12 protein-coding genes are annotated in these 14099 nt (G+C 72.3%); 11 read left to right on the top strand and 1 reads right to left on the bottom strand.

The window, feature by feature from the left end; genetic code table 11:
- The first annotated feature begins 32 nt into the window (after nt 1-32).
- The 3 genes from efp to ACFO3J_RS11300 all read left to right on the top strand — a co-directional run bounded on the left by efp (nt 33) and on the right by ACFO3J_RS11300 (nt 2658).
- On the top strand, nt 33-599 hold the full coding sequence (gene efp / locus ACFO3J_RS11310; protein WP_386428730.1) for an elongation factor P: 567 nt from the start codon (nt 33-35) through the stop codon (nt 597-599).
- A gap of 2 nt (nt 600-601) precedes the next feature.
- On the top strand, nt 602-1027 hold the full coding sequence (gene nusB, locus ACFO3J_RS11305) for a transcription antitermination factor NusB (RefSeq protein WP_386428728.1): 426 nt from the start codon (nt 602-604) through the stop codon (nt 1025-1027).
- A 140-nt stretch (nt 1028-1167) separates the two neighbouring features.
- Entirely contained in the window at nt 1168-2658 is a 1491-nt protein-coding gene (locus ACFO3J_RS11300; protein ID WP_386428725.1) for a pyridoxal phosphate-dependent decarboxylase family protein, read from the top strand.
- A gap of 87 nt (nt 2659-2745) precedes the next feature.
- Here ACFO3J_RS11300 and bldD read toward each other — a convergent pair whose 3' ends face one another.
- Nucleotides 2746-3246: a transcriptional regulator BldD gene (gene bldD, locus ACFO3J_RS11295; protein WP_386428722.1), complete on the bottom strand. Its 501-nt coding sequence runs from the start codon at nt 3244-3246 to the stop codon at nt 2746-2748.
- A 196-nt stretch (nt 3247-3442) separates the two neighbouring features.
- On the opposite strand from bldD, the gene pyrR reads away from it, so the two are divergent.
- The 8 genes from pyrR to pyrF all read left to right on the top strand — a co-directional run bounded on the left by pyrR (nt 3443) and on the right by pyrF (nt 13949).
- Nucleotides 3443-4099, top strand: a complete 657-nt coding sequence (pyrR, locus tag ACFO3J_RS11290) for a bifunctional pyr operon transcriptional regulator/uracil phosphoribosyltransferase PyrR (RefSeq protein ID WP_386428719.1) — start codon at nt 3443-3445, stop codon at nt 4097-4099.
- 99 nt (nt 4100-4198) lie between these two features.
- On the top strand, nt 4199-5224 hold the full coding sequence (locus ACFO3J_RS11285) for an aspartate carbamoyltransferase catalytic subunit (RefSeq protein ID WP_386428717.1): 1026 nt from the start codon (nt 4199-4201) through the stop codon (nt 5222-5224).
- Nucleotides 5225-5226: 2 nt separating this feature from the next.
- On the top strand, nt 5227-6528 hold the full coding sequence (locus tag ACFO3J_RS11280; RefSeq protein WP_386428714.1) for a dihydroorotase: 1302 nt from the start codon (nt 5227-5229) through the stop codon (nt 6526-6528).
- 14 nt (nt 6529-6542) lie between these two features.
- Entirely contained in the window at nt 6543-7175 is a 633-nt protein-coding gene (locus tag ACFO3J_RS11275; RefSeq protein ID WP_386429193.1) for a PH-like domain-containing protein, read from the top strand.
- Nucleotides 7172-8314 (top strand): glutamine-hydrolyzing carbamoyl-phosphate synthase small subunit, encoded by a 1143-nt coding sequence (gene carA, locus ACFO3J_RS11270; protein WP_386428712.1) that lies wholly within the window; start codon nt 7172-7174, stop codon nt 8312-8314. Before ACFO3J_RS11275 ends, carA begins: the two co-directional genes overlap by 4 nt.
- Nucleotides 8307-11624 carry a carbamoyl-phosphate synthase large subunit gene (gene carB, locus ACFO3J_RS11265; RefSeq protein WP_386428709.1) on the top strand — a complete coding sequence of 1106 codons (3318 nt, stop codon included), beginning with the start codon at nt 8307-8309 and terminating at the stop codon, nt 11622-11624. Before carA ends, carB begins: the two co-directional genes overlap by 8 nt.
- 286 nt (nt 11625-11910) lie before the next feature.
- On the top strand, nt 11911-13020 hold the full coding sequence (locus tag ACFO3J_RS11260; protein ID WP_386428706.1) for a quinone-dependent dihydroorotate dehydrogenase: 1110 nt from the start codon (nt 11911-11913) through the stop codon (nt 13018-13020).
- A complete protein-coding gene (gene pyrF, locus ACFO3J_RS11255) occupies nt 13017-13949 on the top strand; it encodes an orotidine-5'-phosphate decarboxylase (protein WP_386428703.1) in 933 nt (310 codons plus the stop codon). Before ACFO3J_RS11260 ends, pyrF begins: the two co-directional genes overlap by 4 nt.
- The last annotated feature ends 150 nt before the right edge of the window (nt 13950-14099 follow it).

Raw genomic sequence — 14099 nt, 5'->3', positions numbered from 1 at the left:
CCGAAGCAGCATTTTCAGGAGATTCCGCAACCGTGGCCACCACGAACGACCTCAAGAACGGCCTCGTGCTCAAGCTCGACGGCGACCAGCTCTGGACCGTGGTCGAGTTCCAGCACGTCAAGCCCGGCAAGGGCCCCGCCTTCGTGCGCACCAAGCTGAAGCACGTGCTCTCCGGGAAGGTCGTCGACAAGACCTTCAACGCGGGCCTGAAGGTGGAGACCGCCAACGTCGACAAGCGCGGCATGCAGTTCTCCTACAAGGACGGCACCGACTTCGTCTTCATGGACACCGAGACCTACGACCAGATCAACGTCACCCCCGAGGTCGTAGGCGAAGCCGCCAACTACCTGCTGGAGGGTTTCGAGGCGGTCGTCGCGATGTACGAGGGCGCGCCCCTCTACATCGAACTGCCCGCCTCCGTCGAGCTGGTCATCGAGTACACCGAGCCCGGCGTGCAGGGCGACCGCTCCACCGGCGGCTCCAAGCCCGCCCGCCTGGAGACCGGTTATGAGATCGGTGTCCCGCTGTTCATCACCACGGGTGAAAAGGTCAAGGTCGACACCCGTACGGGCGACTACCTCGGCCGGGTGAACAGCTAACCGTGGCTGCCCGGAACAAGGCCCGAACGCGCGCTTTCCAGATCATGTTCGAGGCGGAGCAGCGGGGTGCCGCCCCCACGTCCGTCATGGCGGACTGGATCAGGCTCGCCCGGACCGACGACCGGCAGCCGCCGGTCACCGAGTACACGCGGCAACTGGTCGAGGGCTACGAGGCGCACGCCTCGCGGATCGACGAACTGCTGGCCGGCCACTCGGTCGGCTGGACGCTCGACCGGATGCCGGTGGTGGACCGCAGCCTGCTCCGGCTCGGCGCCTATGAGCTGCTCTGGGAGGACGACGTCCCGGACGCGGTGGTGCTGGACGAGGCGGTCCAGCTCGCCAAGGAGTTCTCCACCGACGACTCGCCGTCCTTCGTCAACGGACTGCTCGGCCGGCTGATGGAGCTGAAGCCGACGCTCACGCTCTAGCCGACGCTCACGCTCCAGCCGACGTTCCGGCTCCGCCCGGCCCACTCGGCGGAGCCGTCACCAGGCCCGACAGCAGAAGGTGAACATTCTTCTGCTTCGGGCCTGGTGTCCGTCCGCGTCCCTGGCCTAGATTCCGGCGCATGCCGAACGCCCACGACCCGGACGGCCGCACCCCGGACGACGACGCCGTCCTGGACCGCCTCGCCGCGCTGCGGACCGCCGACCTGCCGGTGCGCGGCGGCCGGACCATGGCGTATGTCTACGACTCCGGGCTCGCCGGTCTCGATGAGCTGGCCGCCCGCGCGCAGGCCGCCTTCGCGGGCGTCAACGGCCTCGACATGACGGTGTTCCCGAGCGTGGTCGCGCTGGAGAACGACGTGGTGGGGCGGGCCGCCGCGCTGCTCGGCGGCGGTCCGGCGACGGCCGGCACCTTCACCAGCGGCGGCACCGAGAGCTGTCTGCTGGCCGTGCTCACGGCCCGGGAGTACGCGCGGAGCACCGCGGGGGTGACCCGGCCCGAGATCGTCCTGCCGGTCACCGCGCACCCCGCCTTCCACAAGGCCGCCCTGCTGTTCGGGCTGACCCCGGTGACCGTACCGGTGGACCCGCTGACCTTCCGGGTACGGGCCGCGGACATGGAGGCCGCGCTGACCGGCCGCACCGCGCTCGCCGTGGTCTCCGCGCCCTCGTACGCGCACGGTGTCGTCGACCCGGTGGCCGAGGTGGCGGCGGTCGCCGCGGCGCGCGGGGTGCTCTGCCATGTGGACGCCTGTATCGGCGGCTGGTATCTCGGGCACCGCCGGCTGGCCGGTGACATCGCGCCGCCGCCCGCCTTCGACCTGGGCGTGCCCGGGGTGACCTCGCTGTCGGTGGACCTGCACAAGTACGCGTACACGCCCAAGGGCGCGTCGGTGCTGCTGTTCCGGGACACCGAGCTGCGCCGGCACGGGTGGTTCGCGCACGCCTCCTGGCCGGGCTACCCGGTGGTGAACCCGACGCTGCAGGGCACCAGATCGGCCGGGCCGCTCGCCGCCGCCTGGGCGGTGCTCCAGCGGGTGGGCCCCGGCGGATACACCGAGCTGGCCCGGCGGGTGCACAGGGCGACGGGCCGGCTGGTGGAGGGGGTCGGGCGGATTGAGGGGCTGCGCGTACTCGGCGCGCCGGAGGCGTCGCTGGTCGCGGTGGCCTCCGCCGACCCCGGCCTCGACCCCTTCGTGGTCGCCGACGAGATGCGGCCGCGCGGATGGTACTTGCAGCCGCAGCCCGCCGCGGCCGGGTCACCGGCCAATCTGCATCTGACGGTGACGGCCGCGGTCGCCTCCGACGAGCGGATCGACGAACTGCTGGCCGAACTGGCCGCGGCGGTGACCCGGGCCCGCGCCCACGGCCCGGCCGCGGTGGATCCCGCCATGGTGGAGCTGGCGGCGGCGCTCGATCCGGACACCCTCGGTCCGGCCGAGGTCGCCCTCGCCCTGGAGTTCGCCGGTGTCGCCGCGGACGGCGCGCTGCCGGAGCGGATGGCTCCGGTGCTGGCCGTGCTCCAGGCCCTGCCGCCCCGTCTGACCGAACGGCTGCTGCCCGAGGTGGTCTCCCGGCTGTACCGGGCTTCCGGGGCCGCTGGGGCCGACTGAGGGCCCGCGCCGGGCGTCCGGGGCGCCGCCGCCCGAGGACTCCCGGGCGGCGGGACGTTTCTGCAAGTCAGGCGGTGAGCCGCCGGCTCACGCCTCTTCGTGCTGGACCGCGCGGCGGGCGTCCGTGTCCAGCACGCCCCAGGCGATCAGGTGCTCGGTGAGGACCGAGGGCGACTGGTCGTAGATCACCGCGAGGGTGCGCAGGTCGTCCTGGCGGATGGAGAGCACCTTGCCGTTGTAGTCACCGCGCTGGCTCTGGATGGTGGCCGCGTAGCGCTGCAGCGGGCCGGCCTTCTCCGGCGGGACCTGGGACAGCCGCTCCAGGTCGAGCACCAGCTTCGGCGGCGGCTCGGCGGCGCCGCCGGGGGTGGTGCCGGGCAGCAGTTCCTGGACCGGCACCCCGTAGAAATCGGCGAGCTCGGCGAGGCGCTGCACGGTCACGGCGCGGTCGCCGCGCTCGTAGGACCCCACGACCACTGCCTTCCAGCGGCCCTGGGACTTCTCCTCGACACCGTGCAGTGACAGCCCCTGCTGCGTGCGGATAGCGCGGAGCTTTGCTCCGAGCTGCTTGGCGTAATCGCTGGACATATGGCTCCCCGGACGAAACTCGGTGACTCACTGTGAGGTTACGCAGCGTAATCCGTGCTCGTCAAGCCGAAAGGGTCCGTCTGGTCTCTGACCTGGGCGGCTCCGGGTCACGAGGCGCCCACCTGATACGGTGGTCGCGTACCTCTGACGTCCTTTAATGCCCGTCCCGTGAGGCGGGGAAGGAGGTCCCCGGCCCATGGCCGAAGACCGCACTACCACCGTACCCGCATCCGCCCGTCCGGTGCTGGAAGCGCCGGACATCGCGCGCGTCATCACCCGCATCGCCCACGAGATCGTCGAACGCGCCAAGGGCGCCGACGACGTGGTGCTGCTCGGCATCCCGACCCGCGGTGTCTTCCTCGCCCGCCGGCTCGCGGACAAGCTCGCCGAGATCACCGGCCGCGGCGCCGCCGTCGGCTCGCTGGACATCACGATGTACCGCGACGACCTGCGGCTGCACCCGCCGCGCGCGCTGGCCCGTACCGAGATCCCCGGGGACGGCATCGACGGCCGCCTGGTCGTCCTGGTGGACGACGTGCTCTTCTCCGGCCGGACGATCCGGGCCGCCCTGGACGCCCTCAACGACATCGGCCGCCCCCGCGCCGTGCAACTCGCCGTCCTCGTCGACCGCGGTCACCGCGAGCTGCCGATCCGGGCCGACTACGTGGGCAAGAACCTGCCCACCTCGCTGCGCGAGACCGTCAAGGTCCTGCTCACCGAGGAGGACGGCCGCGACAGCGTCCTGCTCGGCCAGCAGGCCCCGCGGCGGGATGTCCCGGCCGACCCCGAGGAACGGCAGGACACCGCGCGTCAGGACACCGCGCCGCCCGCGGGGTCCGCGGCGGACCAGTAGCGCCCTCCCGCCGGCCCCGGTAAGGGTCCGGCGCTTCCGCGTGCCCTCGTCCCGCCCGCCGCCCTCCTCGCACACCCACGCCATATCCCGGAGCACCCTGTGAAGCGCCATCTGATCTCGGCCGCCGACCTCACCCGCGACGACGCCCTCCTCGTCCTCGACACCGCCGAGGAGATGGCCCGCGTCGCCGACCGCCCCATCAAGAAGCTGCCCACCCTGCGCGGCCGGACCGTGGTCAACCTCTTCTTCGAGGACTCCACCCGGACCCGGATCTCCTTCGAGGCCGCCGCCAAGCGGCTGTCCGCCGACGTCATCAACTTCTCCGCCAAGGGGTCCTCGGTCTCCAAGGGCGAGTCGCTGAAGGACACCGCGCTCACCCTGGAGGCGATGGGCGCCGACGCGGTCGTCATCCGCCACCACACCTCCGGCGCCCCGCACCGGCTGGCCACCTCCGGCTGGATCAACTCCTCGGTGGTCAACGCCGGCGACGGCACCCATGAGCACCCCACGCAGGCACTGCTGGACGCCTTCACCATGCGCCGCCACCTGTCCGGGGTGGGCCGGGACCTCGACGGGCGCCGGATCACCGTCGTCGGCGACGTGCTGCACAGCCGGGTGGCCCGGTCCAACGTGCTGCTGCTCACCACGCTCGGCGCCCGCGTCACCCTGGTCGCGCCGCCCACCCTGCTGCCGATCGGCGTCGAGAACTGGCCGTGCGAGGTGTCCTACGACCTGGACGCGGTGCTCGCCACGTCCGACGCGGTGATGATGCTGCGGGTCCAGCGGGAGCGGATGAACGCCGCCTTCTTCCCCACCGAGCGCGAGTACGCCCGCCGCTACGGCCTGGACGGCGGCCGGATGGCCGTACTGCCCGAGCACGCCATCGTGATGCACCCGGGGCCGATGAATCGCGGCATGGAGATCACCGCCGAGGTCGCCGACTCCCCGCGCTGCACCGCCGTCGAACAGGTCGCCAACGGCGTCAGCACCCGGATGGCCGTGCTCTACCTGCTGCTCGGCGGCTCCGAGCCCGCCATCTCCGCCGCCCGCACCGACAACTCCCGCGCCGACCGCGCCGACCGCACGGACCGCGCCGACACCGCCCGTACCGAGGAGAGCCAGTAACCATGAGCGATACGAACAGGACGCTGCTCCGCGGGGTGCGGGTCCTCGGCGGTGAGCCGCGTGACGTCCTCATCGAGGGCGGGAACATCGCGGAGATCGGGACCGGGCTGCCGGACCGGGGCGTGCCGACCGTCGTCGAGGGCGACGGCGAGGCGGTGCTGCTGCCCGGCCTGGTGGACCTGCACACCCACCTGCGCGAGCCCGGCCGCGAGGACTCCGAGACCGTGCTGACCGGTACCCGCGCCGCCGCGGTCGGCGGGTACACCGCCGTGCACGCCATGGCCAACACCTTCCCGGTGGCCGACAGCGCCGGTGTCGTGGAGCAGGTGTGGCGACTCGGCCGCGAATCCGGCTACTGCGACGTCCAGCCGGTCGGCGCGGTCACCGTCGGCCTGGGCGGCAAGCAGCTCGCCGAGCTGGGCGCGATGGCCGACTCCGCGGCCCGGGTCCGGGTCTTCTCCGACGACGGCAAGTGCGTCGACGACGCGGTGATCATGCGCCGCGCCCTGGAGTACGTGAAGGCGTTCGACGGGGTGATCGCCCAGCACGCCCAGGAGCCGCGGCTCACCGAGGGCGCCCAGATGAACGAGGGCGTGGTCTCCGGCGAGCTGGGCCTGACCGGCTGGCCGGCCGTCGCCGAGGAGTCGGTCATCGCCCGCGATGTGCTGCTCGCCGCGCACGTCGGCTCCCGGGTGCACATCTGCCACCTGTCCACGGCCGGCTCGGTGGAGATCGTCCGCTGGGCCAAGTCCAAGGGCTGGGACGTCACCGCCGAGGTCACCCCGCACCACCTGCTGCTCACCGACGAGCTGGTGCGTTCGTACGACCCGGTCTACAAGGTGAACCCGCCGCTGCGCACCGAGGCCGATGTACTGGCCCTGCGCGAGGCGCTGGCCGACGGCACCATCGACTGCGTGGCCACCGACCACGCCCCGCACCCGCGCGAGGACAAGGACTGCGAGTGGGTCGCCGCCGCCATGGGCATGGTCGGCCTGGAGACCGCGCTGTCGGTGGTGCAGCACACCATGGTGGACACCGGGCTACTGGACTGGGCGGGCGTCGCCGACCGCATGTCGGCCCGGCCGGCGGTCATCGGGCGGCTGGCCGGACACGGCCGGCCGATCGCGGTGGGAGAGCCCGCCAACCTCGTCCTGGTGGATCCCGCATACCGTGGAACGGTCAATCCCGCGGGCTTCGCCTCGCGCAGCCGCAACACCCCCTACGCGGGGCGCGAACTGCCGGGCAGGGTGCTCGCCACCTTCCTGCGGGGCCACGCGACGGTCATCGACGGGAAGCTCACGTGACACCCTCGACTCTGCTGACACCCCTGGCGGCCGGCGCCGCCCAGGCCGCGGGCAAGCACTCCGCCAAGGTCACCCACTGGACCGACCGGATCGGCTGGATCGTCGGGCTCGCGCTGTTCGTCGCGCTCGTCTACTGGCTGATGCGGCAGGGCTGGCAATGGCGCCGCACCCTCCAGGGCGGCCTGCCCGAACTGCCGCAGGCCACCGAGGAGACCGGCCCGCCGCTGCTGGAGTTCGACGGCCGCTACCACGGCAGCACCACCGCCGGCCGCTGGCTGGACCGGATCGTGGCGCACGGCCTCGGCGTGCGCAGCAAGGTCCACCTGGTCCTGACCGAGCAGGGGCTGGACGTGGACCGCACCGGCGCGCCCGGCTTCTTCGTCCCCACCGCCGCCCTGCGCGGCGCCCGGCTGGACAAGGCCATCGCCGGCAAGGTGCTGACCGAGGGCGGCCTGCTCGTGGTGACCTGGGAGCACGGCGGCATCCTCGTCGACTCCGGTTTCCGCTCCGAGCGCGCCGCCGACCACCCCGCGTGGGTCGAGCGCCTCAACGCCCTCAGCGGCGACCGGGCCGTGACCTTCACCGACACCGAGCAGCACGACAAGAGCGAGCAGCACGACGAACGCGACAAGGAAGGCGCACGATGACGACCTCCGCCCGGGCGGGCAGCCCGCCCGCCGTACTCGTCCTGGAGGACGGCCGCACCTTCCGCGGCCGCGCCTACGGAGCGGTGGGGGAGACCTTCGGCGAGGCCGTCTTCTCCACCGGTATGACCGGCTACCAGGAGACCCTGACCGACCCCTCCTACCACCGCCAGGTCGTCGTGATGACCGCGCCGCACGTCGGCAACACCGGGGTCAACGACGAGGACGCCGAGTCGAGCCGTATCTGGGTGGCCGGCTATGTCGTACGCGACCCCGCCCGGGTCCCCTCCAACTGGCGCTCCCGGCGGACGCTGGACGACGAACTGACCGCCCAGGGCGTCGTCGGCATCAGCGGCATCGACACCCGCGCCCTGACCCGCCACCTGCGCGAGCGCGGCGCGATGCGGGTCGGCATCTTCTCCGGTCCCGCGCTCGGCGCCGCCGCCGACGACGGCGCCCTGCTCGCCCGGGTCCGGCAGGCCCCGGAGATGACCGGCGCCCACCTGTCCGCCGAAGTCGCCACCCGGCAGCCGTACACCGTCCCGGCGATAGGCGGGAAGCGCTTCACCGTCGTCGCCCTCGACCTCGGGATCAAGGGCATGACCCCGCACCGGATGGCGCAGCGCGGCATCGAGGTACGGGTGCTGCCCGCGACCGCGAGCGTCGAGGACGTCTACGCGGCGGATCCCGACGGGGTGTTCCTGTCCAACGGCCCCGGTGACCCGGCCACCGCCGACCTCACCGTCGTCCAGGCCGTGCTGGAACGCGGCACGCCACTGTTCGGCATCTGCTTCGGCAACCAACTGCTGGGCCGGGCCCTCGGCTTCGGCACCTACAAGCTCAAGTACGGCCACCGCGGCATCAATCAGCCGGTGCGGGACCGCGTCACCGGCAAGGTGGAGGTCACCGCCCACAACCACGGCTTCGCGGTGGACGCGCCGCTGGACCGGGTCAGCGACACCCCGTACGGCCGCGCCGAGGTCAGCCATGTCTGCCTCAACGACGACGTGGTCGAGGGCCTGCGGCTGCTCGACCGGCCGGCCTTCAGCGTCCAGTACCACCCCGAGGCGGCCGCCGGCCCGCACGACGCCGCGTACCTCTTCGACCGCTTCGCCGACCTCATGGAGGGCCAGCGTGCCTAAACGCACCGATATCCAGTCCGTCCTGGTCATCGGCTCCGGCCCGATCGTCATCGGCCAGGCCGCCGAGTTCGACTACTCCGGCACCCAGGCCTGCCGGGTGCTCAAGGCCGAGGGCCTGCGGGTGGTGCTGGTCAACTCCAACCCGGCCACGATCATGACCGACCCGGAGATCGCCGACGCCACGTACATCGAGCCGATCACCCCGGAGTTCGTCGAGAAGATCATCGCCAAGGAGCGGCCGGACACCCTGCTGCCCACCCTGGGCGGCCAGACCGCGCTCAACACCGCGATCGCCCTGCACGAGGGCGGTGTGCTCGCCAAGTACGGCGTCGAGCTGATCGGCGCCAATGTCGAGGCCATCCACAAGGGCGAGGACCGCGAACTGTTCAAGGGCGTGGTGGCCGCGGTCCGGGAGAAGATCGGCCACGGCGAGTCCGCCCGCTCGGTGATCTGCCACACCCTGGACGACGTCGTGAACGGCGTCGAGACCCTCGGCGGCTATCCGGTCGTGGTCCGCCCCTCCTTCACCATGGGCGGCGCCGGCTCCGGCTTCGCCCACGACGAGGAGGAACTGCGCCGGATCGCCGGCCAGGGCCTGACGCTGTCGCCGACCACCGAGGTGCTGCTGGAGGAGTCCATCCTCGGCTGGAAGGAGTACGAGCTGGAGCTGATGCGCGACAAGCACGACAACGTGGTGGTCGTCTGCTCCATCGAGAACTTCGACCCCATGGGCGTGCACACCGGCGACTCCATCACCGTCGCCCCCGCGATGACGCTCACCGACCGCGAGTACCAGGTGCTGCGCGACATCGGCATCGCGGTGATCCGCGAGGTCGGTGTCGACACCGGCGGCTGCAACATCCAGTTCGCGGTCAACCCCGAGGACGGCCGGGTCATCGTCATCGAGATGAACCCCCGGGTCTCCCGCTCCTCCGCGCTGGCCTCCAAGGCCACCGGCTTCCCGATCGCCAAGATCGCCGCCCGGCTCGCGGTGGGCTACACCCTGGACGAGATCCCCAACGACATCACCGAGCAGACCCCGGCGTCCTTCGAGCCCACCCTCGACTACGTGGTGGTCAAGGTGCCCCGGTTCGCCTTCGAGAAGTTCCCGGCCGCCGACGCCACCCTCACCACCACCATGAAGTCGGTCGGCGAGGCGATGGCCATCGGCCGCAACTTCACCGAGGCGCTGAACAAGGCGCTGCGCTCGCTGGAGAAGAAGGGCTCGCAGTTCGACTTCGTGAGCCCGGTGGACCCGGCGGACAAGGACGCACTGCTGGCCACGGCCGCCGTCCCCACCGACGGCCGGATCAACACCGTGATGCTCGCGATGCGGGCCGGCGCCACCGCGCGGGAGGTCTTCGAGGCCACCAGGATCGACCCCTGGTTCGTCGACCAGCTCTTCCTGATCAAGGAGTACGCGGACGAACTGGCCGCCGCCGACCGGCTCGACCCGGAGCTGCTGGCCGAGGCCAAGCGGCACGGCTTCTCCGACGCCCAGATCGGCGGCATCCGCGGCCTGCGCGAGGACGTGGTCCGCGAGGTCCGGCACGCGCTCGGCATCCGCCCGGTCTACAAGACGGTGGACACCTGCGCCGCCGAATTCGCGGCCCGCACGCCGTACTTCTACTCCTCCTACGACGAGGAGAGCGAGGTCGCGCCGCGGGAGAAGCCCGCGGTGATCATCCTCGGCTCCGGCCCCAACCGCATCGGCCAGGGCATCGAGTTCGACTACTCCTGCGTGCACGCCTCCTTCGCGCTGCACGACGCCGGCTACGAGACCGTGATGGTCAACTGCAACCCGGAGACGGTCTCCACCGACTACGACACCTCCGACCGGCTCTACTTCGAGCCGCTCACCCTGGAGGACGTGCTGGAGATCGTGCACGCCGAGACCCTGGCCGGGCCGGTCGCCGGGGTCATCGTCCAGCTCGGCGGGCAGACCCCGCTGGGCCTGGCGCAGGCCCTCAAGGACAACGGCGTGCCGGTCGTCGGGACCCCGCCCGAGGCGATCCACCTCGCCGAGGACCGCGGCGCCTTCGGCCGGGTGCTGGACGAGGCGGGCCTGCCCGCGCCCAAGCACGGCACCGCGATCTCCTTCCCCGAGGCCAAGGCCATCGCCGACGAGATCGGCTACCCGGTGCTGGTCCGCCCCTCCTACGTGCTCGGCGGGCGCGGTATGGAGATCGTGTACGACGAGACGCGGCTCGCCTCGTACATCGCCGAGTCCACCGAGATCGGCCCCGACCGGCCGGTGCTGGTCGACCGCTTCCTGGACGACGCCATCGAGATCGACGTGGACGCCCTCTACGACGGCCACGAGCTCTACCTCGGCGGCGTCATGGAGCACATCGAGGAAGCCGGCATCCACTCCGGCGACTCGGCGTGCGCGCTGCCCCCGATCACCCTCGGCGGCCACGACATCAAGCGGCTGCGGACCTCCACCGAGGCGATCGCCCGCGGGGTCGGGGTGCGCGGGCTGATCAACATCCAGTTCGCACTGGCCGGGGACGTCCTCTACGTCCTGGAGGCCAACCCGCGGGCCTCCCGGACGGTGCCCTTCACCTCCAAGGCGACCGCGGTGCCGCTGGCGAAGGCGGCCGCCCGGATCTCCCTGGGCACGACCGTCGCCGAACTGCGGGCCGAGGGCCTGCTGCCGGCCACCGGCGACGGCGGTGAACTCCCGCTGGACGCGCCGATCTCGGTCAAGGAGGCGGTGCTGCCCTGGAGCCGCTTCCGCGACGTGCAGGGCCGCGGGGTGGACACCGTGCTCGGCCCGGAGATGCGGTCCACCGGTGAGGTGATGGGCATCGACGCGGTGTTCGGCACCGCCTACGCCAAGTCCCAGGCCGGTGCGTACGGTGCGCTGCCGACCAAGGGCCGCGCCTTCATCTCGGTGGCCAACCGCGACAAGCGCGCGCTGATCTTCCCGGCCCGCGCGCTGATCGAGCACGGTTTCGAACTGCTCGCCACCTCGGGCACGGCGGAGGTGCTGCGGCGCAACGGCGTCGAGGCGCGCGTGGTGCGCAAGCAGAGCGAGGGCGTCGGGCCCGGCGGCGAGCCCACCGTCGTCACCCTCATCCACGAGGGCGAGGTCGACCTCATCGTCAACACCCCCTTCGGCACCGGGGGCCGCCTCGACGGCTACGACATCCGCACGGCCGCGGTCGCCCGCGGCATCCCCTGCCTCACCACCGTCCAGGCCCTCGCGGCGGCCGTCCAGGGCATCGACGCGTTGACGCGTGGCGACATCGGGGTCCGCTCCTTGCAGGAGCACGCGGAGCGGCTGATCGCGGCCCGAAGCCTGTGACCTGCGGTCAGCTCGCCCCCGGGTGCCGCCGCGGCCCGCGGGGCGGGCTCGGGGTGTGCGGTGCGCCTCAGGGGCGCGGGGAACTGCGCGGCCGGCCGTCGACGGGTTGCGGGTCGTCACCGGCTGACAGGGGCTGTTTCTGTCGTGTCCGGGCCGCTGGCCGGTGGTCGGTTGCTCGCGCAGTTCCCCGCGCCCCTGGGGGGCGCCCGCGCGGCGGCGGCCGCAAGGAGGACGCACAGGCCCGCGCCCCCGGAGGGGGCGCATTGGATGACGTAGAGGCGAAGCCATGTACCCCCTTTTCTTTCGGCTCGTGTTCCGGCGGATGGACCCCGAGCGCGCGCATCACCTCGCGTTTCGGTGGATCCGGCTGGCCGTGCGGATCCCGGGGCTGCGGGACGTCGTGGGCGCGGTGCTGGCGCCGCGGTACGAAGCGCTGCGGACGGACGCGCTGGGGCTGCGGATGAGCGGGCCGTTCGGGCTGGCCGCGGGGTTCGACAAGAACGCCGTGGCGATCGACGGCATGGCGATGCTCGGCTTCGACCATGTCGAGATCGGGACCGTCACCGGGGAGGCCCAGCCGGGGAACCCGAAGCGGCGGCTGTTCCGGCTGCTGCCGGACCGCGCGCTGATCAACCGGATGGGGTTCAACAACGACGGCTCGGCCGTCGTCGCCGCCCGGCTGGCCGCCCGGCGGGAGATCGTCCGCACCACCGTCGGGGTCAACATCGGCAAGACCAAGGCGGTCACCGAATCGGGTGCCGTCGCCGACTATGTGACCTCCACCGAGCGGCTGGCGGCCCACGCCGACTACCTGGTGGTGAATGTGTCCTCGCCGAACACCCCGGGCCTGCGTGATCTGCAGGCCACCTCGGCGCTGCGCCCGCTGCTCACCGCCGTCCGCGAGGCCGCCGACCGCACGGTCACCGACCGCCGGGTGCCGCTGCTGGTGAAGATCGCCCCCGACCTCGCCGACGAGGACGTGGACGCGGTGGCCGACCTCGCCCTCGAACTCGGCTTGGACGGCATCATCGCCACCAACACCACCATCGCCCGCGAGGGGCTCGGCCTGCGGTCGGCGCCCGACCTCGTCCGGCAGACCGGCGGCCTGTCCGGCGCCCCGCTCAAGGAGCGCTCGCTGGAGGTGCTGCGGCGGCTGTACGCCCGGGTCGGCGACCGGCTGGTGCTGGTCGGCGTCGGCGGGATCGAGGACGCCGAGGACGCCTGGCAGCGGATCCTGGCCGGCGCCACCCTCGTCCAGGGCTACAGCGCCTTCATCTACCGCGGTCCGTTCTGGATGCGCGCGATGCACCGGGGCCTGGCCGCCCGGCTGGCGGCCGGCCCGTACCCCACCCTCGCCGACGCGGTCGGCGCCGACACCTGGAAGGCAACCGTATGACCGCCGCTGAACCGGCCCCGGACTCCCCGCTCGGCCCGGAGCCCGGCCCCGAACCCTTCGGCGCCCGGCTGCGCCGCGCCATGGACGCCCGCGGGCAGCTCTGCGTCGGTATCGACCCGCACGGCTCCCTGCTGACCGACTGGGGCCTGAACGACGACGTGGCGGGCCTGGAGCGCTTCTCCCTGACCGTGGTGGAGGCGCTGGCCGGCAGCGTCGCCGTGCTCAAACCGCAGTCCGCCTTCTTCGAGCGCTTCGGGTCGCGCGGCGTGGCCGTGCTGGAGCGGACGGTGGCCGCGGCCCGGCAGGCGGGCGCGCTGGTGCTGATGGACGCCAAGCGCGGCGACGTCGGCTCCACCATGGCCGCCTACGCCGCCGCGTATCTCGACCAGGACGCGCCGCTGTTCTGCGACGCGGTGACGGTCAGCCCGTTCCTCGGCTTCGGCTCGCTGCGGCCCGCGCTGGACGCGGCCAGGATCTCCGGTGCGGGCGTCTTCGTCCTGGCGCTGACCTCCAATCCGGAGGGCCCCGAGGTGCAGCGGGCGATCGCGGACGACGGCCGGAGCGTCGCCCAGGTGGTCCTGGACCACATCGCGGCCGAGAACGCCGGCGCCGAGCCGCTCGGATCGGTCGGCGCGGTGATCGGTGCCACCCTCGGCGAGGCCGGTGCTGACCTCGCGGTGAACGGGCCGCTGCTGGCTCCCGGTATCGGCGCCCAAGGGGCGACCCCGGCCGGCCTGCCCCGGGTATTCGGCGACGCGGCGCCGAATGTGCTCCCGAGTGTCAGCCGCGATGTGCTCCGGCACGGCCCCGATCCGGTGGCACTGCGGAATGCGGCCGCGGCATATGCCGAAGAGGTGCGGACGGCGATCACCGGAGCGCGCGCAAAGCACCGGAACGGAGCCGGTGACGGGGAAAATACCGTCCGGTGAGGCAGCCGGAAAACGCCGGGAAAAAGGGCCGGATTCAACCACTTGGCCCATTGGCCCGGAAACCTGTTCCGCTTTGCCCCAAATATCCCGCCGGATCAAGGCTGACCAGGACTTTTCGTCTGTTCTCGCTGACTTGGACCGTTCGGACCG

The sequence above is a fragment of the Streptomyces polygonati genome (assembly GCF_042650325.1).
Lineage (GTDB): Bacteria > Actinomycetota > Actinomycetes > Streptomycetales > Streptomycetaceae > Actinacidiphila > Actinacidiphila polygonati.
Note: the sequence above shows the minus strand (reverse complement) of the source record. Positions and strands in the feature narration are given on the sequence as shown.

Excerpts from the sequence above, each read along its gene's own strand:
- pyrF (WP_386428703.1), top strand. The coding sequence starts at position 13,017 with ATGACCGCCGCTGAACCGGCCCCGGACTCCCCGCTCGGCCCGGAGCCC.
- ACFO3J_RS11280 (WP_386428714.1), top strand. The coding sequence starts at position 5,227 with ATGAGCGATACGAACAGGACGCTGCTCCGCGGGGTGCGGGTCCTCGGC.
- ACFO3J_RS11300 (WP_386428725.1), top strand. The coding sequence starts at position 1,168 with ATGCCGAACGCCCACGACCCGGACGGCCGCACCCCGGACGACGACGCC.
- ACFO3J_RS11260 (WP_386428706.1), top strand. The coding sequence starts at position 11,911 with ATGTACCCCCTTTTCTTTCGGCTCGTGTTCCGGCGGATGGACCCCGAG.
- bldD (WP_386428722.1), bottom strand. The coding sequence starts at position 3,246 with ATGTCCAGCGATTACGCCAAGCAGCTCGGAGCAAAGCTCCGCGCTATC.
- pyrR (WP_386428719.1), top strand. The coding sequence starts at position 3,443 with ATGGCCGAAGACCGCACTACCACCGTACCCGCATCCGCCCGTCCGGTG.
- carA (WP_386428712.1), top strand. The coding sequence starts at position 7,172 with ATGACGACCTCCGCCCGGGCGGGCAGCCCGCCCGCCGTACTCGTCCTG.